The following is a 22,719-nucleotide window of genomic DNA, read 5'->3' on the forward strand; positions in this document are numbered from 1 at the left end:
CTGCTGTTTCTTCTAATGAAGCTGCTTGTTCATTTGCTTTTGCTGCTAGGTTATTCATTGATGCTGTCATTGTTGCTGAGTTATGTTCTAGTGTTTGTCCATTATTTAGGTTCGCTTTTGCGTTATTCCCTAAGGCCTCTCCTAGTTTGTTGATACTTTGCATTACTTCAAGCATTTTATCTTTTAGTTTAGGATTAATATTAACTTTATCTCTATAATCATCACTTGCAAAATGAGATACAGTTCTAACAACCTCAGTCATATTTCTTTCATTTTCATCAAGCATTTTATTGATTGTATTTTTTAAAGTAACGATCATTGGGTTTTCTGAAGTTGCATGGATTCTACATTTATAAATACCTTGTTCAACTTTATCACTTGTAAGAACAATTTCACCGATAACTCTCATATCTTCTTTTAGTTTTTTATCAAAAATATCAGCTGTCTCATTTAACATCACTAACATTTGACCAACTTCATCATTTGTATAAACAGCAGGTTTAGTAAAAGTATTTGTCTTAAATGAGATAAAATCTAAAAACTCGGCAAAAGAACGTTTAAACTTGTTTAATCCACCAGTAATAATTTTCTTAAATAAATAGTAAATTACAAAGACAAGAACTAAAGTTAAAATAACCATCATCACAAGCATAAAATAAACTAAGTTTGCAGATTCATTAAAACTTGTATCTACATGTTTGATATGGTCACCAACTAAATATGCCCCAATTGTATTTCCTTGGAAGTCTTTTATAGGAAATTGAGTATAAAAATAAGAACTATCAGTTAAATATCCCTTATTTATTAACTTTGTAAAGTCTAAAGATTTTACACTATTTTTAAAACTTTCATCAATAACTTTTTGTGAGATATAGTAGTTTCCAATTTTATCCTGAGATGTTAAAGCATTTCCTCTTTTTAATTTTTCATCCATTAAAACTAAAAGGAATTCATCATCTGCTTTAAAATCTTTTACTACAGAGTTAAAACCTTGAATAAACTCTAAAGAACCAATATATTCACCTGCATCGTTAAATACAGGAGCAAGTCCTCTTAGAACTAATCCTGCTCTACCAACTTCAATTGCAGCTAAAGGTTTTTGTGTATTTTTAACTTCTAGAATTGTTTTTCTAAAAGAACTTAAATCATCACCGTATTTTTCTGTTTTCCAGTTTCTTAAAAAAGAGTTTACATTTTTGTCATGAATATGAACTTTTACATTTTTAAATGAAGTTCCATTTTTCATGGCATTAGAGATAGAACTTAAAGCAGCTATTGCTAAATCTCTATTGTTTGTTTCTAAAGCTTCTATTACATCTGCATTTTTTGAAATTGTAACAGCATTTGAAATACCAATATCAAGCTTTGCTTTGATTCTTTCTTTTATTAAAATTTCAAAGTGTTCTTGTGTTTGAAGCTCAATATCTTTCTTCATTCCCATCACTAAATAGTACGAGACACCAGCAGCTATAACAATAACAATTGCAGCAACAATTAAAATCCTAAGTAGGATCTTATTTGCAATAGAACTCTCCTTCATACAAACTCCTTAAGAATGTTGCTATATTTTATCTACTGTAAACTTAATTTATTATTGTTTTTTTATCTCTTCAATCGTACATAAAGCAATTGTTTTCGGTGTCTGTAGAGTAACCTTATCATTTAAGTCAAGTTCTTCAAGATTAACTATTTTATTATTTATTGATAATTGAGCATATCCAGTTTTATATTTTCTATCAGGATTACTAAGAAGTAGTTGCTCTTTTAATAGCTCAATTCTGCTTTGTTTGTTTTGTATATTTTGTCTTAAAAGATTTGTAAACCTCTCCTTTAAAACCTTGATTTGTTCACTTATAAAGTTAAATTTTGCATCTAAAGAGTTTTGTTCAAAAAGAGAATACATATTTTTTAATTCAACTTCTTTTCTAGCAATTATGTTTTTTAATCTATTATCAAAATCCATTGTAATATTATCAAGATAAATTCTATTTTCATTTATATCAGGGAGTGAGATTTCCATTGCATTTGAAGGTGTTGCAGCTCTTACATCTGCAACAAAATCTGAAATTAAAAAGTCTGTTTCATGTCCAACTGCTGAAATAACTGGTTTTGAACAAGAGAAAATAGCATCTGCAACTATTTCTTCATTGAAAGCCCAAAGGTCTTCAATACTTCCTCCACCTCGTCCAACAACTATCAAATCTACATCTAAAGAGTTTGCATATCTTATTGAATCTACTATATCAAATTTTGAACTCTCCCCTTGAACTAAAGTTGGAATAAGTACTAACTCAATAAGTGGCCATCTATTTGTAGCTACTTTTTTCATATCTTCAATTGCAGCTCCTGTAGGAGATGTTACAAGTGCTATTTTTTTAGGGAAAAGAGGAAGTCTCTTTTTTCTTTCTTGGTCAAAATATCCCTTTGCTTGAAGTTTTGCTTTTAACTGCTCATAAGCTAAAGCTAGCGCTCCTTGTCCTGAAGGTTCAATCTTAGAACACATAAGCTGATAACTTCCCCTTGGTGTATAAACAGTTATAGTTCCAGAAACAATAATCTTCTGCCCTACTTCAAGTCTAAACTTTAAATATTTTGCATTACCTTTAAACATTACACAAGAGATTGTTGATTTTTCATCTTTTATTGAAAAATAGATATGTCCTGAGTTGTGGTAAGTTAGATTTGAGATTTCACCTTCAACACTAACATTTATAAAAGTAGTTTCCAGTAAGGATTTAATTTGAGTATTTAAAGTAGATACAGAAATGGGAGAGTTCAATTGTTTCCTTTGCAATACTATTGCAAGAAATTATATTTTTCTTGCAATTATAAGTGTAGATATTTTCATAGAGAAAGATTTAACATGAATTGGTTCAAGTCCTGCTTGTCTTAGCTCTTTGCATAAATTATCAGTTGTTAAAAACTCATCAATTGAGTCTGGTAAATATCTATATGCTTCTTTATTTTTTGAAATGATTCCACCAATAGTTGGTAAAACTTTATTCATATAAAAGTCTGTTAAGTGATCTAAGATATTTGTTTTTTCTTGTTTTGTAAACTCAGAAATAACTACTAACCCATCTTTTTTAAGTACTCTTGCAAACTCATCAAAGGCTTCTTGTCTTTGAACTACATTTCTAATTCCATAAGAAATAGAGATAATATCTGCACAATCACTATCTAGTGGCATTTGAGCAGCACCTGCTTCAATAAACTCAACTTCTGGAAACTTCTGTTTTGCAACATCCATCATTCCAACACTTGGGTCTACTCCAACAATATTTTTTAATTCAATACCATTTTTATTTGCAATTGTTTTCCAAAAGTCAATCATATCACCTGTACCACAAGCAACATCAACAACTTTTTCTAAACTATCTTTGTTATATAAACTTAATGCTTTGTTACAAGCCTTGTTTCTCCAAGACTTATCAATTCCCATACTTAAAATTCTATTTGCTATATCATATCTTCCAGCAATATCATTAAACATTGATACAATTTTTTCTTGTTTATCCATCAATTATCCTAAATTATAATAAATATTTTCCAACAAATAAGCCACCAATAAAACCAATATTAAGCATAATAATTAAATATAAAATTGATATTTTTTTATCTTTTTCTGGTAGCTGTTTTAAAACTTTTTTTTGTTCCATTACAGAATCATCTAACGATCTTCTTGCATGGTCCATGCTATCAAATGAGTTCCTTAAACTAAGTTCTGATAATTCAAGCCTTTCAACTATCTCTTTGGCTTGTTTAAAAGTCATATCACTCATATTTCAACACTTTACTTCTTAATCTCAAGCCACTTATCTAAATCAAAGAAGATTTTATTTAAAGTTCCTAAAACATAATCTTTTGCTTCTGTTTGAATTCTTCTAAAGAATAAAAACTTTCTAGCACTCTCTAAATCACCTAACTCTTTTGCTTGAATAGCTTTCTTAGCAAAATCAGTATTGTTGTAAGCCATTTCCCAAACAGTACTTCCTAAGTACCTACTCATAGTAATTACTTTGTCATTTTTTACTGCAAAATATTTTGGGTCTTTTAAAAAGTCACAAAGCACCGAATTACTATCTAAATATTTATGACCAAAGAAGTTAATAAACTGCTCTTCAATATACTCTTGGTCCATAGAGATAGCTCTATTTAAAGCAAATAGAACATTTTCTTCAAGATTATCTTCAATCTTTTTGATTTTTTTCATAGTTGCAATGGCATTTTTACCATCAAGTTCACCATCACCTAATGGAATAATCCATTTGATATTACCAAAAGAACCTACTTTTTTAATCTCTTCTAAAACCAATGAAGAGGTTTTATTTCCACCAACATCAACAATAATTTCATGCTTATCATCCATTAAGATAAGCTCATCAAGCTCTGTTAATTTGTTTGTTCCAAGCATTCTTTTTTCAACAATTTCAGTTCTTGTAAAAGACTTACTGTCATTGTTTTCATCATCAATTTCAATATAAGTGATTTTTTTACCATGCTTTTTGAATAAATAAGGAGCAATTACTTGCATTGCTACAGTAGATTTACCAACACCACCTTTAGTTTGTGGAATTATTATCATTTTTTTCCCTTATTAGACTGTTTATTTCTTATTTTCATATACTCAATAATCTTACCGTGAAATCGACAGTATAATTTATTAAGTGATATTTCATATCCGTAAAGTTCAAATATTTTATCTAAATTATCATTAATTCCATATTCACACCAAGCTTGTAAATCCTCATAGCTTTCAAACTCATAACCAAAAGAAGCAACTAACTTTTGTGTATATTTATCTACTACCATAAACTCTTGTTTACAAGCATAACAAAGTATTGCATCTGCTGTTTCTAGACCAATACCTTTTTGTTCTAAAAGCCACTCTTTACTAACTTTTTCACAAAAAGATTCAAAAGAGCCAAACTCTTCTAAAATATTTGAAACTATTTTTTTAATTCTTATTGATTTTTGATTTTTAAAACCACTTGGAGTAATTGCTAAAATAAAACTTTCTAAGTCTACTTCTTTTATAGCTTCTAAAGATAAAAGTTTTTTTTCTCTTAAGTTAGATAATGACTTTTCAACATTTTCCCATTTTGTATTTTGAGTTAGAATTGCACCTAGAAATATTTCAAAAGAGTTTGAGTTTGGCCACCAAAATTCGGGGTGAGCTTCAAGTAAGTTTTGTTCTTTTAAGTACTTTAATAAATCAAAGCTATCACTTATATCTACTTTTTCTTTAGTCAAAAATAGCCTCAGTTTTTATAATATCAGGTTTATCACAATATTTTTTTAGTTTAAAACAATCAACTGCTTTTCCATCTTCAATATCTATAACCATCATTTGAAGTATTGATTTACAAGCATTAGGAATAGTAAAGTGTCCACCTAAACCTGTAGTTGCCTTTTCAATTGGTATTTTACTATCCATTCCAATTACATTGTCTCTACAACCTGTAAGTCCAATATCTGTTAAGTATGCTGTTCCATTGATAACTTGTAAATCATCAGTTCCAATGTGAGTATGTGTTCCACAAACTCCACTTACTAATCCTTTTAACATCATAAAGATAACTCTTTTTTCACTTGTTGCTTCCCCATGAAAATCAATAAAAATATTTCTTATACCTTTTTCATGTAACTCATCTACAAGTTTAACTGCCCAGTTAAATGGATTTTCAACTGTTGGCATTGAGAACTGTCCCATTAAGTTTATTACTGCTAATTTTTCATTATTTACATCAAAAACTTTTATACCAGTTCCTGGAATACCTTTAGGGTAATTGTCAGGTCTTAAAACTGGTTTTGTTTCAAGAAGAGTAAACATTTCACTTTTCTTATCAAAAGAGTGATTTCCGCCAGTTATAACATCAATTCCTGAGTTTAAAAGTTCTTGACAGTTTTTTACTGTTAATCCAAAACCATGACTAGCATTTTCTGCATTTGCAATTACCATATCAAATTTATATTTTTCTCTTATATTTTGCAAATGTTGTTTAATAATCTTTCGACCAGGTCGTCCTACAATATCTCCTATAAATGCTATTCTCAAAATAGTCCTTTAATTAAAATAGTTGAAATTGTAGCTACTTATTCTTGTAATTTCAACTTTACATCAAATACTGCACCAACTTCATTGTTATATACTAGAATTTCACCCTTATGGTCATCGATAATCTTTTTAGCAATATTTAGTCCAACACCCATTCCACTATGAGTTTTAGAACTTACAAATGGGTCAAAGATTTTATCAATAATCTTTTCATCTACTCCACCTGCATTATCAGAGAATCGTACAATTACCTCATCAGCTTCAGAGAAGACATCAATTCTAAGTTCTCTTTGTTCATAGTCTTTTAAAGTTTTTAAAGCATCTAAGGCATTATTTATGATGATAATCCAAACTTGCTCTAACCTTTGCTTTTGAACTTTAGCAAAAACTTCAAAATCATTTTTATCAATATTTGTTGGAGTAAACTCTTTATTATTTAGATATATCTTACTTATTTGTTTTGAAACATTATATGCCATCGTTAAAGAAGTAAATAAAGTAGCATAAATATTTGTTTTCTCTTTAGCTTCTATTGATGTTTGAGACATCTCTCTCATTGATTCAACAATAACAGCAATACGATTTATCGCATCTTCCATCTTTTCACAAGAAAACAGCATATTGTTTTTAGTATCTTCATCTTCTAAATCTTCAATATCCATTGTTAACATCTCAAAGTTACCCTTTAAGTATGTCAAGGGAGTATTAATCTCATGGGTAATTCCAGCAGCTAAAGTACCAATAGAAGTAAGTTTTGCATTTTTAATTTGCTCTTCTTGATGAATTTTATCTTTTTCAATATTCTTTTTAACTTCTTGTGCAACTCTAAACTCTAAGTTATGGTTTAGCTCTTGAAGTTTTCGTTTATCTTCTAAAGAGTTTGCAACCATAACCATGTTTTTTCTATCTGGAAGAAGATTTAAAGATACATCTAAATATATCTCTTCTTGATTTTTTGATATAAAAACTAACTCTATATTTAAAATAGAGCCATGTTCTTTTACTTCATTAACAACTTTTCTTAATAAATCAATACTTCCTGCATCTACTAAATCAAATATTTTTTTCTCTATTATCTCATTTTCTGTATAGTTAAAAAGATTAAAGAACTTTCCATTAAATCGTTTGAAGTTTCCATCAAAGTCTACTAAGGCTATTCCACTATTTGCATTTTGGAAGATTGTATTTAATTGTTCAATCTGATAGTTTAACTCGTTGTACAGCTTTTCAATTCTTTTGTTATCACTAATATCTGTTCTAATATCTGTATATCCAATTAATTCGCCATATTCATTATAGTCTGGTTCAATATTTGATTTAACCCAATAATCACCAGCAATCTTTTTAATACTCTGAAGTTCTCCATTCCAAGAAACTGCATTTTCTAAAACTATTTTTACCTTCTCATTGAAAGTTTTTGTACTATTTTTATTTAATAAGAAAGTATAGTCTTGACCAAGAAGTTCTTCTTTTTCAAAACCTGTTACCCTTGAAAGATAAGAACTTATATTTAAAACTTTAAACTCAGTATCAAGTTTTACATACATAACATGTTTATCTAAAAGAGCTAAACTATCATTTAACATCAAACTATTTTTTCTAATAGAGTCACTTAGAACATTTTTTTCACTCTCTAGTTTTTTATTTATATTTGATAAAGGTGTTGTAAAAAGCATTGAAATTATAAATGAAATAACAAACATTAAAAAAGCAATATTATAAAAAGAGTTTTCATATCTATTAAAAAACTCTTTATAGGTAATTCTTTTATTATTGTCAACTAAGGTAAAATAGTGTTCATTATTGAAAAATATCTGTTTTAAATAGTTTGTATTTGTAACGATAAAACTATCACTAAAGACCCTATTGCTAAAGCCTTTTATAATACTTTTTATATCTAATGAAGGATTATAGTACTTTGACCAAGAGTTTAAACCTGTACTATCATAGATAATATTTAAATCTTTATCTACTAAATATTTTACATCTTTTAATTGTAAAGATTTAAAAAGCCTACTTATATCATAAGAGATGAAAACTGTTTTATCTTCTGTTTTATATACAAGTTCAATTAAAGGCTTCAAAGGTAGTGTTATCTCACCTTTTTTTTCTAAAAGATATGGTTCAGTTATAAAAAGTCTATTCTTTACAATCTCTTCACTACTTAGATAATAATGAATAATAGAGCTTAATACTAACTCTTTTTTCTCTATCTTATTTTCATTTTTATATAAAGAGATGATATTTTCACCACTGTTTTTGATAAGCTTTAAAGAAGTGATATCTTTATTACTTTTTAGTAAAACCTCTAACTTTGGTTCCATACCTGAAATATCACTATTCTTAACTGCTTTATCTTCAAGTATTGTTTCAATAATAGTTTTGTTTTTTCTAATAAAATCATCAACTCTTTCTTGAAAAAGTTCTGCTTTTGTTAAAAAGTTTTCTATATTTTTATGTTCTACTTTTGTTTGAAAAGTTTTATATGTTAAAAATGAAGTCAATAAAAAGAATATAAACGAAAATACTAAAAATGCTAAAAAAAGCTTTAATGAAAATTGAACCTTCAAACTACTGTACTCTCTTACTTTCTCTTCTATCTCTTGTGATTAGTTTTATATAAAAACAACACCCATCATCTTCATTTTTAGCCCAAATATCACCATCAAGTTTTTTTACAATAAGTTTTGCAATATGCAATGGTAATCCCCTTGAAGATAGATTCTCTTTAGTACTAAAACCTGTTTCAAATATCTTACTTATAAACTCTTGAGGAATTCCTCCTGCATTGTCTTTACACTTAATAAGGATATTTTCATTTGTTCTATTTACAGAAATAGTTATTTTACCTGATGTAATTCTTTTCTTTCTAAACTCTTCAAAGGAGTTATAAACTATTCCTAAGATGATTTTTCTTAAGTCGTATGAAACACCAAAAGTCTCTAAGTTTTCATCCCCTGATAACTCTATTTTAATATCTTTTTGAGGAACAGAAGCAATTGCTGTTTTAATTGCATTAAAAACACTATATTTATCTTCATTTGAGTTTTGAGAGAAAAGAGTTTTAAACTCATTTAAATGCATTGATAAAATCTTTAACTCTATACTTAACTCTTTAGATAAGTTTGTTAAATAGTTTTTATCATAAGTATTTTTATTTACACTATTTTCAAAGGCAAGTATTTTTGAAGATAGGTTTGAAATTGGTTTTTTCCATTCATTTGAAAAGGCATCTAAAATTTGTCCCATTAGAACAATTTTAGATTGATCAATTTTCATTTTATCTCTTGTTTTTATCTCATTTAGTTTTAAAAATAGGTCTCTTTTTAATAAAGAGTTCACTTTTAGAAGTTGTTTTTCATCACTAATATTAACCCTAATAGACCTATATCCTATTTTTTTATTATTGATATCAAAGATAGGTAAAATATTTCCTCTAACCCAATAAGAGTTTCCATTTTTATCAATATTTTTTATCTCACCTTCCCAAACTTCATTTGTAGAGAGTTTTTCCCACATATTTTCATAAAACTTTTTAGAAATATCAGGATGTCTTACTACATTTATTGGTTTTCCAATTAACTCATCCTTTTTATATCCACTAACATTACAAAAGGCTTGAGAAACATAAGTGATTTTTCCCTTTAGGTTTGTTTCTGCAACAATTACATATTTATCAATACTCTTACTAATATTATTGAGTTTAGATTTAGTTATTTTGTATTTATAGTAATACAGATTTATTAAAAATAGTAAAAGAACAATAATAAAAGAGATTAAAACACTTGCATAGGTATAAATATTATATCTTTCAACTATTTGATTATACTCTTCACATTCAACTGTTAACATCATATAAGAGGAATTATTTATCTCATAAAAACTTGTAATAAAACACTTCTCTTTTATTCGATAATCTACTACAAAGTTTTGTTTATTTTTCATCTTAGTTTTTATTTCAGATAAAAGCTCTAAGGGTAAGTTATTTATTAAAAACCTATTTTTATAAAATGATTGTACATACATAAAATTTGGATTTATATGATGGGCTAGATAATTTTTAAAATAGTTTTGATTCACATTACTTTTTAAAGAAGAACGCTCTATCATAAATTCAACATTTAAACCTTTTTCTATAAAGCTATTATGAGATAGTCTTGGAAGATCCATCACTATTTCAAATACAGCTACAGCTTTTAGGTCTTTATTAAAAACAGGTTTTAAGTAGTTTAGTGAAGCACTTGTGTCATTTATAGCAAAGATAACTTTAGGGTTAAACTTCTTTGCTACTTTAGTAATAAGAATTTTATGTTCTTCATTTAAACTCTCATCATAGGAGTTAAAAGAGCTTTTATAAATAGGCTTTCCTGAAGTTGAATAAAAGTTTATCTCTTTTATGTTGTGTTTTCTAAAGAAGCTCAACTTCTCTTCGTAGATTTTTTCTATCTCTTTAAAGTTTTGCTCATCTTTCTTTGGTTTTTCTAAGATAGCTAATAGTTTTTCATTTTTTAGCACATAGTTAAAGAAAAAAAGTTCTGATATCTCCAAAGTCTCTTTTTTATAAAGAGACAAGACTTTACTATTTTTCTCTTTAACTTCATTTTTTTGAAGTTCTATCTCTTCATTTTTATTAAATAAAAGAGCAAGGATTAAAACTGTTGACAAAAAAAGAAAAAGTAAACTATACCTAAATACTAATCTATTGCTCTTCATTTAACTCATTTCTCTAAAAGTGTTTTTATCTTTTCGTTTAAAGCTTCTAAAGAAGGAAATGGCTTCATAATATAATTCTCAGCTCCTTGCTTATGAGACTTTAAAACTTTATCTAAAGTAGAATATGCTGTCATCATGCATACCTTTTGTGCTGGTATCTCAGCTTTTATTTTCTCTAAAAACTCTAAACCATCCATTGCAGGCATCATAATATCTAATAATATTAAATCATACTTTGTTTTAATACAAGAGTCAAGGGCAATTTTAGGATTTGAAAAAGTAGTTACTCTATATTTCTTTGTTCTTTTTAGATACTTATCAATTATCTGTAAAATCTCCACTTCATCATCAACTACTGCTATTTCATAAATTTTTTCTTCCATTTTACTTCCTACTAATTAAATAGTTTTGTAGCTGCATCTTTCATCACAGCTGTATTTTTTTCTTCTAGGATTTTGTCTAAGTAAATAAATACATCTTCACTAGCATCCTCAACTAAAGCAATTTTTTGTTCAATTAACTGTTTAGAACAAGAGATTTCATTTCCAGAACACTCACTTGCTAACTCATTTGCTTCTTTATGAACAATTGAATGACAATGTTCTAAGTGTCTATAAGAAGGTACAAAACTAAACTCTTCTTTACCTAAGCCAGAGTCATACCATTTTCCTAATCTACAGTTATGGTGGTCAACTGCTTTAAAGTTGTGCTCTGCACCAAAGATTAATTGATAAAGATTGTTTTTATAAATTACGTGGTCTAATTTTGCAAGATTAATAAAGATTTTATTTGAAACACTCTCTACTTCATAAACAGACCTACTAGAATTTCTTTGGAAACCATTCATTAGTTCACTTAAGATTTCTACTCTACTTTTTGTTTCCCCAACTACTTGAGAAACCACATCTGAACTATTTTTAATCTTATGAGTTTCTTGTTGGATAGAATCAACTACATTTTTGATTTGTGAAGCTGCCTCGGCAGACCTATTTGCTAGATTTCTTACTTCTTGTGCAACTACAGCAAAACCTTTCCCTGCTTCACCTGCTGTTGCTGCTTCTACTGCTGCGTTTAGTGATAAAATATTTGTTTGGAATGCAATCTCTTGAATGATATTAATAACATCAGCAATATCCTTACTTTTAGAAACTAAAGAGTTTACAACTTCATGTTCTATCTCTATTTCTTTATGTAAGTTCTCAGTATCACTTACAATATCATTTGTTAAGTCTAATCCCTTTGTAGAACCATCTGCTGTCTCTTTAGACTCTTTCATCATACTTCGTAATTCATCTAAAAGGTCTAAATACGCATTTTGTGTTGAAGTTAAAGAGTTAGTCATATTTTTATTATGTCTTTCTAATAAACCACCCTCTTTATTATCATGAACAGAGGTTTGTCTTAATGAAGCAATTATCTTATCATCATACTTCTCTAATAAAATGAAAGCTTCACAATCATTTAAAACAACAGTATCACTTCCACTTTTGATTGCTTTTAATAAAGCTTGAGTATCAAGGTTATGATTTTTTGCTCTTCTATTTATAAATAAAACTTCATCATTTGTGTTAAATGCAACTAATCCCTCTTCTTGTGAGATTTCAGCAAGTCTTTTATAAAACTCACTTTTCTTTTCTAAACTTTCAATCTTTTGTTCATCATTTGAAACTAGTTGAATTTTATTTTCTAAGTTTTGGATTTTTTTGTCTTTTAAAGCTACTTCTTCTTTTAGTAGCTCTAGCTCTTTTTTAAGTTTTTCTACTTCTTGAGCATTTTTCTTTGAGTTCGAAAAAAACATCTCTTACGTGCCTTCATAATATTTTTTCAAGTTAAGTAAATATTATATCTCAATATCACTTTATAATCAAAGAAATTGCTTAATACTATTTAAAATTATTTGCACACAAATAAGCTTGAGAGAAGTAAAGCTGGAAATTATATCCACCTAATTCACCCGTTGGTTCTAAACACTCACCTAAGAAATATAACTTTTCTTGATGTTTACTCTCAAAACTATTTTTATCTATTGAAGAGATATCTATTCCTCCACTTGTAACTTCTGCTTTTGTATATCCAAAAGTTCCAGCAGGTGAAAACTCATAGTTTTTTATAGTTTTTAACTTATCTTGCTCTTCAGATGAAAGTTTACTAACAGGCTTATCTTTTAATTCAATTGAATCTAAAAACTCTTGCATAAACCTTTTTGGTAAAGGTAAGGCTGTAGAGATGTTTTTATTTCCCTTTAATAAAGGTTCTAACTTCTTTTTAGGCATAAAATCAATAGTAATCTTTCCTTTTTGCCAATATAAAGAAGCATTTAAAACAGCAGGACCAGAACAACCTTTATGAGCAAAAAGAAGTTTTCCATTGAATTTTTTCTCATCTACTTTTATATCAACTTCACAAGAAATACCACTAAGTTTTTTAAACCAAAACTGCTCTTTTTGAACAGTAAAACCAACTAGTGCTGGTTTTGTAGGTGTTACTTCATGTCCAAACTCTTTTGCTATTTCATAAGCAATTGGTGAAGCTCCAACACTAGCATAAGATAAACCTCCACTTGCAACTACTAAGTTTTTTGTTTTGATTAAGCCCTTCGAAGTATTTACTAAAAACCCTTTATCATACTTTACATCTATAACTTTTGTATTTAAAAACTTTTTTGTATGAGAAGTTAGTTTTGTAAACATATCAATAACATCTTGGGAAGAGTTACAAAAGTACGTTCCTTTTACTATTTTAGGGTTTACTTTAGGATAAACACCATTTTTATTTAAAAAGTTCAATAAATCTTTATTTGAAAAAAAGTCTAAACTATTTTTTACAAACTCTTTATCTCCTAAATAGTTTTTGAAACTTACATTTTCATTTGTGATATTACACTTTGCTCCACCACTTATTTTGATTTTTTGCCCTATTTTTGCATTTGATTCTATTATTGCAATCTTTTTATTCTTAACTTGTGATGCAAACATCAAACCACTTGCACCAGCTCCAATTACTACGATATCGTATTCTATTTCTCTTCCTTTTTACAAATAAAAATATTTTTTTCATCTTCATATTTATACTCTAAACAATAACCATTTGCTTTTAAAATATTATGAACTATATAAAGTCCTAATCCAAAAGAGTTGCTACTATTTTGTTCATTTGCAAAAAATGGTTCATAATAGTTTTCTAAGTCATACTTTAAGGCTTTTCCACTATTTTCAAAAATGATATTCTCTCTATCTGTTTTTACTAATACTTTTTTGTCATTTGAGTATTTTATAGCATTATCAAGTAGGTTTTTTAAAGCGATTGAAAATAGTTTGAAGTTTACTTCAAGTTTTAGATTATCGTGTTTTTCTTCTACAACATCATCTTCAAGCATCAAAATATCTTTTGCATTGTCTAAAATATCATTTAAAAAATATATTTTTTTATCTACATTTTTTGAAGAAATTAGCTCTTCAATAGAAGCAAACTCATTGATTAAAAGTTCAAGTCTATTAAATACTTCTTTTAGCTTTTCATCATTCTCTTTGTTTCTTTCAATCTCTGTTAAAAACTTTCCTTTTGTAATAGGAGTTTTTAGTTCATGCATGATATTTCTAATAAATATATTTCTAGCTTCTTTTAGCTCTTTTAACTTTTTAGCACTCTTTTTAAACTCTAAAGCAAGTAATGAAACCTCATCTTTTCTATCTGTGTTACAACACTCAAAATCAAAGTTTTCATCACCTAAAGTACTAACTTTATCTTTTAATATTTTTAAAGGCATTAGTTTTCTAAGTGTTACTAAAAATGAAAGGATAAGTGTAATCAAAATAATTGCAAAAACTGAAATTATATAAATAGAACTATTTTGTGTAAACTCATTTTTATCTTCCACTAAAAAGGTTTTTCCTTTTCTATTTAAGTATAAAAACTGTCTATCATTTAATTGAAGTACTCTCATAACTGTAGCTCTAAACTTTCTTTCTACAAGTACCTTTGTATTTATATTATAAGTTATAGCATCAATTCTATTTTTCTTTAAAAACAGATCATAATTAAAAGGTTCTAAACTCTTTTTAAAGTCCTCATTTAATTTTCCAAACTTGTAGTGTTGTCTATAAACCATTTTTGTCAAAGGTTGATATCTTTCAAAAAGATGATGCTCTAGCCTTTTTTGGTTTCCTATCATTATAATTATGAAACTAACCACAACTAATATCAAAGAAATAATAAATGTAACGGTAACTGTAAAAAATAAAGATTGTCTATTCATTTGTAAATTTGTACCCCATTCCTCTTATTGTATGAAGATATTTTGCTTCTTTTGGATTATCTTCAATCTTTTGTCTTATTCTATTTATTATAACAGCTAATGAGCCAGAATTTTCATAATCTGAGTTTAGTAGGTTTGAATTATCAAAAATATCTTCTCTACTTATTACAAAGCCTTCTCTTTTTATCATTAAAGAAAGAACTTCATACTCAGCGGCTGTTAGCTTAATAAACTTGCCATTTTTTGTAATCTCTTTTTTATCACAATTTAACTCAAAAACTCTTTTAATATCATTTTTTTCTTCTTCTATTTTGTGATTAAATCTTCTTAGGATAGTTTTTATTCGAACTTCTAGTTCTCTTGGGTCATAAGGTTTTGGAAGGTAGTCATCAGCTCCAAGCTGTAAAGCTGTAACTTTATCTGTAATATCACTTCTTGCACTTGAGATAATAATTGGTATATCAAAGTTTTTTACAACCTCTTTACATACATCAAGTCCGTCCATTCCTGGAAGTGTTAAGTCTAGGATTAATAAATCATATTTTTGCATTTTCAGACTACTTAGAGCCAAAAAAGGCTCTTCGTAGTTTGTAACTTCAATGTTATATTGCTTTAAATATTGAGTTAGAACATCTGCTAATTCTAAATCATCCTCTACCATTGCAATTTTTATCAAAGTTCATCCTTTTTTTCATCATAGAAGAGAATCTCTCTTTTCTTTTATCCATCATCTCTTTTAACTGTTTCTTTTGGTCTTTATTTAAAACTTTATAGATTTTATCAATCATTTCAGCTTTAGATTCTATCATATTCTCTCTTTTTTGTTTCATTAACTGAATATATTTCTCTTTATCAAAATCTGTAGCTGTAAATGCACTATCTTTCTTAGCAAATCTTTTTTCCATCATCTCTTTTTTAATAGTTTGAATTTGCTCTTTTTGTTTATCATCTAAATCTAAGTTGTAAACAAAAGACATAAATCCACCCTTGTGAGATTTCTTCATCATCTTACTTGATTTATTATAGTCACATCCTCTATCACAATTACCTTTTGCATAAAGACCTGTTGCTAAAACTGTAGCTAATGCCATTGATATAATTACTCTTTTTTTCATAGTAACTCCTTTTTATTTGTAAAATTATGACATTAGCTTTTTAACCACTTCTAAATTTATTATTAACCTAGTATTAACAACATTGCATTTATCATTTAAGTAAGATATAATTTCTTATGAAAATTTCCAATTTTATTTCAAAGTCAATATTCTTAGTCTCTATTATCTCTGTTATCTTTGTTCTTCTTGTAACTATTTTACTTCAATACAATAACTTTCAAAAAGAGAGTGGTGAAATAAAAAAAACCTACTTAAAGCAAAAGAAAAAGCATCTTGAAAAAGAAGTAGAAAAAGTATATAACTATATACAATTCAAAGAAAAAGAGATAAATGAAAAGTTAAAAATAGAACTAAAACAAAAAGTTGATAACGCTTATAACACGGCCATGTTTATCTATAAACAATATAAAAATAAAAAAAGTGATGATGAAATAAAAGAGCTTATTGTTAATGTTTTAAAAAACTATAGTTTTTCAAATGAAAGAAGCTACTACTTTATAAATAGCAATGATGGAAGAGCTATCTTATTTAATAAAAACGACTATCTAAATACTTACAAACATATATGGAATATGTATGACTCAAAGGGTGAATACATAATTAGAAAACAAAGTGCTATTGCATTAAAAAAAGGCTCTGGCTTTGTTAAAAACCATTTTGTAAAACCAGATATTAAAAACTCAAAGCAGTTTCCTAAACTTTCATATATTAGAAATTTTGAGCCTTTTAATTGGCACATTGGAACAGGGGAATATTTAGATGATGTTGAAGAATTAGCAAAAGATGAGATTCTAAACTATATAGCTTCAATAAGATATGAAGAGAGTGGATACATTTTTCTTAATACCATTTATAAAAAGGCTTTAATTTTTAATGGGAAAAAACAATTACCTGCAATTGAATACCCAAATTACGAACTATTAAAAAAACAACTAGATGCTTCTTCAAAAAAAGAAGGTGGTTTTATAAAATACAAATTTAAAAAACTTGATTCAAAAGAAGAGTATGGAAAAATTGCTTTTGTAAAAAGATTTGAAAAATGGGGCTGGATAATTGGAACAGGTGCATATATTGATGAAATAGATGAGATTATAGAACAGAAAAAACTATTTTTAAAAAATAGTGTATTTTTCCAGTTGGAGTTAGGATTTTTATTTATTCTTTTTATCATTCTTGTTATCTATTTTATCTCTCAAAAAACATCTTCTTTAATAAATAGTCATATAGAAAATTTTATTAATGAGTTTGATATAGCAACAAAAGAGTTTAAAAAAATAAATGTACATAATCTAGCATATAAAGAGTTTAAGACTTTAGCTAAGAATTTAAATAAAATATTAGAACAAAGAAATAGTGATTATGAAAAACTTGAAAACTATAATAAGATTTTAAATGAACATGTAATTAGTTCTACTACTGATTTAAAAGGAGTAATCACTGATGTATCACAAGCCTTTTGTGATATTACAGGATACACAAAAGAAGAGTTAATAGGAAAATCACATAATATAATTAGGCATCCAGATATTGAAAACAGCTTCTATCAAAATATCTGGAAAGAGTTAGAAAAGAATAATGTTTTTAAAGGTGAAATAAAAAACATAAAAAAAGACGGTGAAGTATATTGGGTAGACATAATTATTCAACCAATATATGAAAACAATACAAAAATCGGATATACAGCAATCAAACACGATATAACAGATAAAAAAAGAATTGAAGATTATTCAATAACAGATGAATTAACAAAACTTTACAATAGAAGATATTTTAATAGTAAGATAGAAGATGGTATAAAAATAGCAAAAGAGAAAAATAGTTTATTTTCTTTATTTATGATTGATATAGATTACTTCAAAGACTATAATGATACCTATGGACATCAGCAAGGTGATGAAGCACTATATAAAGTAGCAAATACGTTAAAAGAGTTTTTTAAAGGTTTTGATTCTTATAGCTTTAGACTTGGTGGAGAAGAGTTTGCTGTTTTACTATATCCTAAGAGTAAAGAAGAGGCAATAACACTAGCTACAGAGTTTAAAGAGAGAGTTAAAAACCTTCATATTAGACATGATAGCAGTAAAGTTTCTTCATTTATAACAGTATCTTGTGGAGTTGCTTTTTTAGAAGAAGATATGAAAAGTAAAGAGTTTTATATATGTGCAGATAAGGCTTTATATAAAGCCAAAGAGTCAGGAAGAGATAAAGTCTCTACCTTTTAAATATCACTCTTTTCTAGAAGTGTTTTAGTATCATTGAATGTTAAAGGTTTAGAGAATAAGTAACCTTGTCCCATATTACAATCAATCCCTTTTAAATACTCTTCTTGCTCTTCATACTCAATTCCCTCAGCAATAACACTATAACCTAAACTTTTTGCAAGGGCAACAATTGCTGTTGAGATTTGTACATTGCCATGATCCTTTGGAGTACCATCAATAAATGCTTTATCAACTTTAATTACATCAATAGGAAGTTTTGTAAGATAACTCATAGATGAATATCCTGTTCCAAAGTCATCAATTGAGAATCTAAAACCTAACTCTCTTAACTTATTCATACTATCCATATTTGTTTGAGTAAACTCCATCATATATCGTTCTGTAACTTCTAGTTCTATTTCATTTGGTTTTAGATTAAACATTTTAACAATTCTAAAAACATCGTCAACAAAGTTTTTATCTTTAAACTGAACACTTGAAATATTTATAGCCATATATCTAAGAGTTGGGTTAATCTTCTTAAACTCAACAAAATCTTTACAGGCAGTTTTAAAAATATATTTTCCTATATCTATAATCATCCCCGTATCTTCTGCAATAGTTATAAATTTATCAGGTCTAATAAATCCTATTTCTGGGTGTTCCCATCTAACTAAAGCTTCAAAAGAAACGATCTCTTTTGTATCTAATAGATATTGAGGTTGATAACATAAATAGAGTTCTTCCCTTTGAAGTACTCCTTTTAATGCTTGTTCAATAGATAGTTGTTCATGTACATCAATTGATAATTGTTTATCATAGTATTGGAAATTATTCTTTCCTTTCTCTTTTGCATGATACATTGCAGTATCAGCATTTTTAATTAAAGTTGAGATATCAGTTCCATCATCTGGATACATTGATACTCCAATACTTGCACTTGTATTTAGAACATGACCTTTTACTTTTATAGGTTCTTTAATTATCTCTAAAATTCTTTCACAAACATAGCCTGCTGCTTTTTTAGTTCTACTTGAATCTAATGTAACAATAAATTCATCACCACCCATTCTTGATACAGAATCAGTACCTCTTAATACCTTTTGTAATCTTTTTGCTAATACTTTTAATAACTCATCTCCCGTTTGATGACCTAAAGTATCGTTGATAATTTTAAATCTATCTAAATCAATAAACAGTACAAAAATATTTAAATCATTTCTTTTTGCAACTGAAATTGAATAAGATAAATCCTCTTCTAATTTTGCTCTATTTGGAAGTTTTGTTAAAGGGTCATGATATGCTAAGAAGTCTGCTTTTTCTTGAGTTTCTATAATCTCTTTTAGGTTTGTATGAACTGCAATAAATCTACTAAATTTACCATTTTTATCTTTTATTGCTGTAATATTTAACCAAATAGGAATAATCTCTCCATCTCTTCTTCTATCGTAGATTTTACCTCTCCAATAGCCATTGTCAATAATAGAACTCCACATTTTGCTATAGAATACTTTATCATGACGACCAGATTGTAAAATAGTTGGAGTCATTCCAATTAACTCAGATTTATCATAACCTGTAATATTTTCAAAGGCACTATTTACAGTAATGATTTTTTTGTCTCCATCACAAATTAAAATCCCCTCTTGAACATTATCAAAGGCAATAGAAGAAAGCTCTAAGTTCTCTTTTTGTTTTACATACTTTGTAATATCAAGTTTAATAGCAAGGTAATTAACTATTTTATTGTTAAGTAAAATAGGTACAATAGAAGCTTTTTCATAGAAAATTGTTCCATCTTTTCTTTTATTTATAAACTCACCTTCCCACTTTTCACCTTTTTCAAGCTTCTTATTTAACTCTTCATAGATTTTACTCTCTGTAGAACCAGAACTTAAGAATCTTGGATTATGACCTAATACTTCTTCTTTATCATATCCACTATTATGCTCAAAGTTTTCATTTACATAAATTATATTTTGGTCTGGGTCTGTAAGAATTATTGAGTTATCAGAGTTTTCTACAGCGTACTTAAAGCCTAATAACTCATTTTTTATTTTTCTAGTTTTCCTATGTTCAAAATAGATAACAATAATCATAAAAATTAAAAATAAGAAAAATACTGATGCAATAATTAACTGCATTAACATTTTTTTGTTATAACTATCAATTAAGAAAATATCTACTTTATTTAATTTTTTAGCTAAATCTAATTCACTTACTTTCTTATTGATTTCATTGATTTTTTCTATTTTTTCTATTGTTTTTTTAGTGTGAATATATAAAAGTTCTAATCTTTTATCTCTGTTTTTTTCTGATAATTTATGAATTGCTTCTAAGTTTTTAGCTAGTAGTTTTTTATTGTCATTTATATTAATAAAACTCTGCATTAATATAAAAAGAGTCTGGTTAATTAAAACCTTATCTTCATTAGCAAGTTTGCTTTTATTAAAATACTGGTTTAAATCATAGATAAAATAAATTGAGCTTAAATTAGAAGCTTGTAAGGATTTATATCTTTCTATATATTCTAATTTTTCAGTAAATAGTCCATGGGCTTCTGCTAGTTCAATATAAACAATATGAGAAAACTCTGTTTTAATTTCACTTGATAAGATATCATCAATTATTCGATTAAACTCTTTTGTGTTATTAACTATTTCATCAAAATTTACAAACTTATCTTGTTTCTCTAAAAAATTATCTAAATATAAATTTATAAATTTTAAGTCATTTATACCTTTTTTATATAAACTATAGTTTTTGATACTATTTTCTATATGGTATAAATATATAAAAAGAGAGCCAATGAAGAAAGTAAATAAAACTAACTTCATTTCAAAGGTTTTAAAAAGTTTTTTCATCTATTCTATTATTTTTAATTCCCCATTTAATGTTTTTAGAAATGCTACAATTTTTTCTATTTCTAAATCTGTAACAGGTCTACCTAACTGTACTAATGCCATAGTTTTTACTGCTTCTTTTAAATCGTAGTATCTACCATCATGAAAGTATGGTGCAGTTAAACTTATATTTCTTAATGTTGGTACTTTAAAATAATACTTGTCCAACTCATTTTTAGTAACATTATATTTACCTAGGTTTTTACTGTCAACATCTATAAGCATTCCAAACTTACTATATAAGTTTCCACCAATATTTACACCATTATGACAAGAGATACAACCTTTATTTTTAAATAACTCAAAGCCCTCTTTCTCAAAAGAGTTTATTGCATTCTCATCACCTTTTAAATATCTATCAAAAGCAGAATTAGGAGTAATTAATGTTTTTTCAAACTCAGCAATTGCATCTACAAGATTTTCTTTTGTAATTCCATCTTCATATATAGCTTTAAAACTTTTTTCATAAGAACTTGTTTTTAAAACCTCTAAAAGTTTAGTAAAATCATGGCCCATCTCAATTGGATTTTCAATAGGTCCTTTAGCTTGTTCTGCTAGATCTTTTGCTCTTCCATCCCAAAATTGTCTAAAATTAAATACAGAATTTAAAACTGTTGGAGCGTTTATATCCCCTAGTTTCCCATCTATCCCAACAGAAAATTTTAGTCCATCATCTCCACCTTTAGTTAAATCATGACAGCTTGCACAAGAGATACTATTATCCTTTGAAAGTCTTTTTTCAAAGAAGAGTTTTTTCCCTAAAATAGCTTTATTATAATCATATTCAAGTTTTAAAGGAATTGGTTCAATACTTGAAGCAAGAAGTGTTAGCGTAAGAAAGTTGAAAAGAAATATTTTTTTGAAAAACAATTAAAACCTTAGCTTATATATTAATTCGCGAATTATAACAAAAAAAAACAAAAATTTTGATATAATAATAAAAAATCATCAAGGATTATCTATGAAAAATATAGCAATTTTTTATGCTAGCAATACGGGTAATACAAAAGAGATTGCAAAGCAGATTTCAAAAAGTTTAGATGGTATAAAAGAGTATGATCTAAAAGTTACAGGTTGCGAATATATGCAAGACTATGAAAATATAATCCTTGGTGTATCCACTTGGGAAGAAGGTAGAATGCAAGATGACTGGGAAAAGGTCTGGAATCAGTTTTCAAAAATAAATTTTAAAAATAAAAAAGTTGCAATATTTGGCTTAGGAAATCAAAAAAAATATAAAAATAATTTTCTAGATGCCATGGGTAAAATTTATTTACAACTTATTAAAGCAAATGCTCAAGTTATAGGTTTTACTTCTACTTTAGGATATGAATTTGAAAAATCAGATGCAGTTATTAAAAACTCTTTTGTAGGATTAGCACTTGATATTGAAAATGATGAAAATTATTCAGAAAAAATAGAGGATTGGACGAAAGTTTTAAAAAATGAGTTTAAATAGGAAAAGTATTCCTAT

Annotated in this window: 19 protein-coding genes; 2 read left to right on the forward strand and 17 right to left on the reverse strand. The window is 27.3% G+C overall.

The window, feature by feature from the left end; translation table 11 throughout:
- From CRV03_RS08375 to CRV03_RS08445, 15 genes are all read right to left on the reverse strand, one after another.
- A partial coding sequence (locus CRV03_RS08375) for a cache domain-containing protein (RefSeq protein ID WP_309109189.1) occupies positions 1–1,540 on the reverse strand: 1,540 nt, incomplete at its 3' end.
- A gap of 51 nt (positions 1,541–1,591) precedes the next feature.
- On the reverse strand, positions 1,592–2,779 hold the full coding sequence (gene xseA, locus CRV03_RS08380) for an exodeoxyribonuclease VII large subunit (RefSeq protein ID WP_129084695.1): 1,188 nt from the start codon (positions 2,777–2,779) through the stop codon (positions 1,592–1,594).
- Positions 2,780–2,809: 30 nt separating this feature from the next.
- Positions 2,810–3,520: a bifunctional demethylmenaquinone methyltransferase/2-methoxy-6-polyprenyl-1,4-benzoquinol methylase UbiE gene (ubiE, locus tag CRV03_RS08385; RefSeq protein WP_129084696.1), complete on the reverse strand. Its 711-nt coding sequence runs from the start codon at positions 3,518–3,520 to the stop codon at positions 2,810–2,812.
- Positions 3,521–3,533: 13 nt separating this feature from the next.
- Positions 3,534–3,773, reverse strand: coding sequence for a hypothetical protein (locus CRV03_RS08390; protein ID WP_258239048.1), 240 nt, complete (start codon positions 3,771–3,773; stop codon positions 3,534–3,536).
- 20 nt (positions 3,774–3,793) lie between these two features.
- Positions 3,794–4,585, reverse strand: coding sequence for a hypothetical protein (locus CRV03_RS08395; protein ID WP_129084698.1), 792 nt, complete (start codon positions 4,583–4,585; stop codon positions 3,794–3,796).
- Entirely contained in the window at positions 4,582–5,253 is a 672-nt protein-coding gene (locus CRV03_RS08400) for a 3-methyladenine DNA glycosylase (RefSeq protein WP_258239049.1), read from the reverse strand. Before CRV03_RS08400 ends, CRV03_RS08395 begins: the two co-directional genes overlap by 4 nt.
- Positions 5,246–6,058: a TIGR00282 family metallophosphoesterase gene (locus CRV03_RS08405; protein WP_129084699.1), complete on the reverse strand. Its 813-nt coding sequence runs from the start codon at positions 6,056–6,058 to the stop codon at positions 5,246–5,248. Before CRV03_RS08405 ends, CRV03_RS08400 begins: the two co-directional genes overlap by 8 nt.
- A gap of 38 nt (positions 6,059–6,096) precedes the next feature.
- On the reverse strand, positions 6,097–8,628 hold the full coding sequence (locus tag CRV03_RS08410; RefSeq protein ID WP_164968641.1) for a PAS domain S-box protein: 2,532 nt from the start codon (positions 8,626–8,628) through the stop codon (positions 6,097–6,099).
- Between the two features lies 1 nt (position 8,629).
- Positions 8,630–10,771 carry a PAS domain S-box protein gene (locus CRV03_RS08415; protein WP_129084701.1) on the reverse strand — a complete coding sequence of 714 codons (2,142 nt, stop codon included), beginning with the start codon at positions 10,769–10,771 and terminating at the stop codon, positions 8,630–8,632.
- Positions 10,772–10,776: 5 nt separating this feature from the next.
- Positions 10,777–11,154, reverse strand: a complete 378-nt coding sequence (locus CRV03_RS08420; protein WP_129084702.1) for a response regulator — start codon at positions 11,152–11,154, stop codon at positions 10,777–10,779.
- 11 nt (positions 11,155–11,165) lie between these two features.
- The gene (locus tag CRV03_RS08425; RefSeq protein ID WP_129084703.1) at positions 11,166–12,569 is read right to left on the reverse strand and encodes a methyl-accepting chemotaxis protein; all 1,404 of its coding nucleotides are present in this window, start codon (positions 12,567–12,569) and stop codon (positions 11,166–11,168) included.
- An 85-nt stretch (positions 12,570–12,654) separates the two neighbouring features.
- Entirely contained in the window at positions 12,655–13,791 is a 1,137-nt protein-coding gene (locus CRV03_RS08430; protein WP_129084704.1) for an aminoacetone oxidase family FAD-binding enzyme, read from the reverse strand.
- Positions 13,788–15,026 (reverse strand): ArsS family sensor histidine kinase, encoded by a 1,239-nt coding sequence (locus CRV03_RS08435; RefSeq protein ID WP_129084705.1) that lies wholly within the window; start codon positions 15,024–15,026, stop codon positions 13,788–13,790. The genes CRV03_RS08430 and CRV03_RS08435 overlap by 4 nt, the downstream gene beginning before the upstream one ends.
- Positions 15,019–15,702, reverse strand: coding sequence for a response regulator transcription factor (locus CRV03_RS08440; RefSeq protein WP_129084706.1), 684 nt, complete (start codon positions 15,700–15,702; stop codon positions 15,019–15,021). The genes CRV03_RS08435 and CRV03_RS08440 overlap by 8 nt, the downstream gene beginning before the upstream one ends.
- Positions 15,674–16,141, reverse strand: a complete 468-nt coding sequence (locus CRV03_RS08445) for a Spy/CpxP family protein refolding chaperone (protein ID WP_129084707.1) — start codon at positions 16,139–16,141, stop codon at positions 15,674–15,676. Before CRV03_RS08445 ends, CRV03_RS08440 begins: the two co-directional genes overlap by 29 nt.
- Before the next feature lie 116 nt (positions 16,142–16,257).
- Between CRV03_RS08445 and CRV03_RS08450 the strand changes: the two genes are divergently transcribed.
- A complete protein-coding gene (locus CRV03_RS08450; RefSeq protein WP_129084708.1) occupies positions 16,258–18,363 on the forward strand; it encodes a cache domain-containing protein in 2,106 nt (701 codons plus the stop codon).
- Here CRV03_RS08450 and CRV03_RS08455 read toward each other — a convergent pair.
- Both CRV03_RS08455 and CRV03_RS08460 read right to left on the reverse strand, forming a co-directional pair.
- Positions 18,360–21,206 carry an EAL domain-containing protein gene (locus CRV03_RS08455; protein ID WP_129084709.1) on the reverse strand — a complete coding sequence of 949 codons (2,847 nt, stop codon included), beginning with the start codon at positions 21,204–21,206 and terminating at the stop codon, positions 18,360–18,362. The genes CRV03_RS08450 and CRV03_RS08455 overlap by 4 nt on opposite strands.
- On the reverse strand, positions 21,207–22,115 hold the full coding sequence (locus tag CRV03_RS08460; RefSeq protein ID WP_129084710.1) for a cytochrome-c peroxidase: 909 nt from the start codon (positions 22,113–22,115) through the stop codon (positions 21,207–21,209). It abuts the gene before it with no gap.
- 91 nt (positions 22,116–22,206) lie between these two features.
- On the opposite strand from CRV03_RS08460, the gene CRV03_RS08465 reads away from it, so the two are divergent.
- The gene (locus CRV03_RS08465; RefSeq protein WP_129084711.1) at positions 22,207–22,704 is read left to right on the forward strand and encodes a flavodoxin; all 498 of its coding nucleotides are present in this window, start codon (positions 22,207–22,209) and stop codon (positions 22,702–22,704) included.
- The last annotated feature ends 15 nt before the right edge of the window (positions 22,705–22,719 follow it).

Source organism: Arcobacter sp. F155 (genome assembly GCF_004116455.1).
Classification (GTDB): domain Bacteria; phylum Campylobacterota; class Campylobacteria; order Campylobacterales; family Arcobacteraceae; genus Halarcobacter.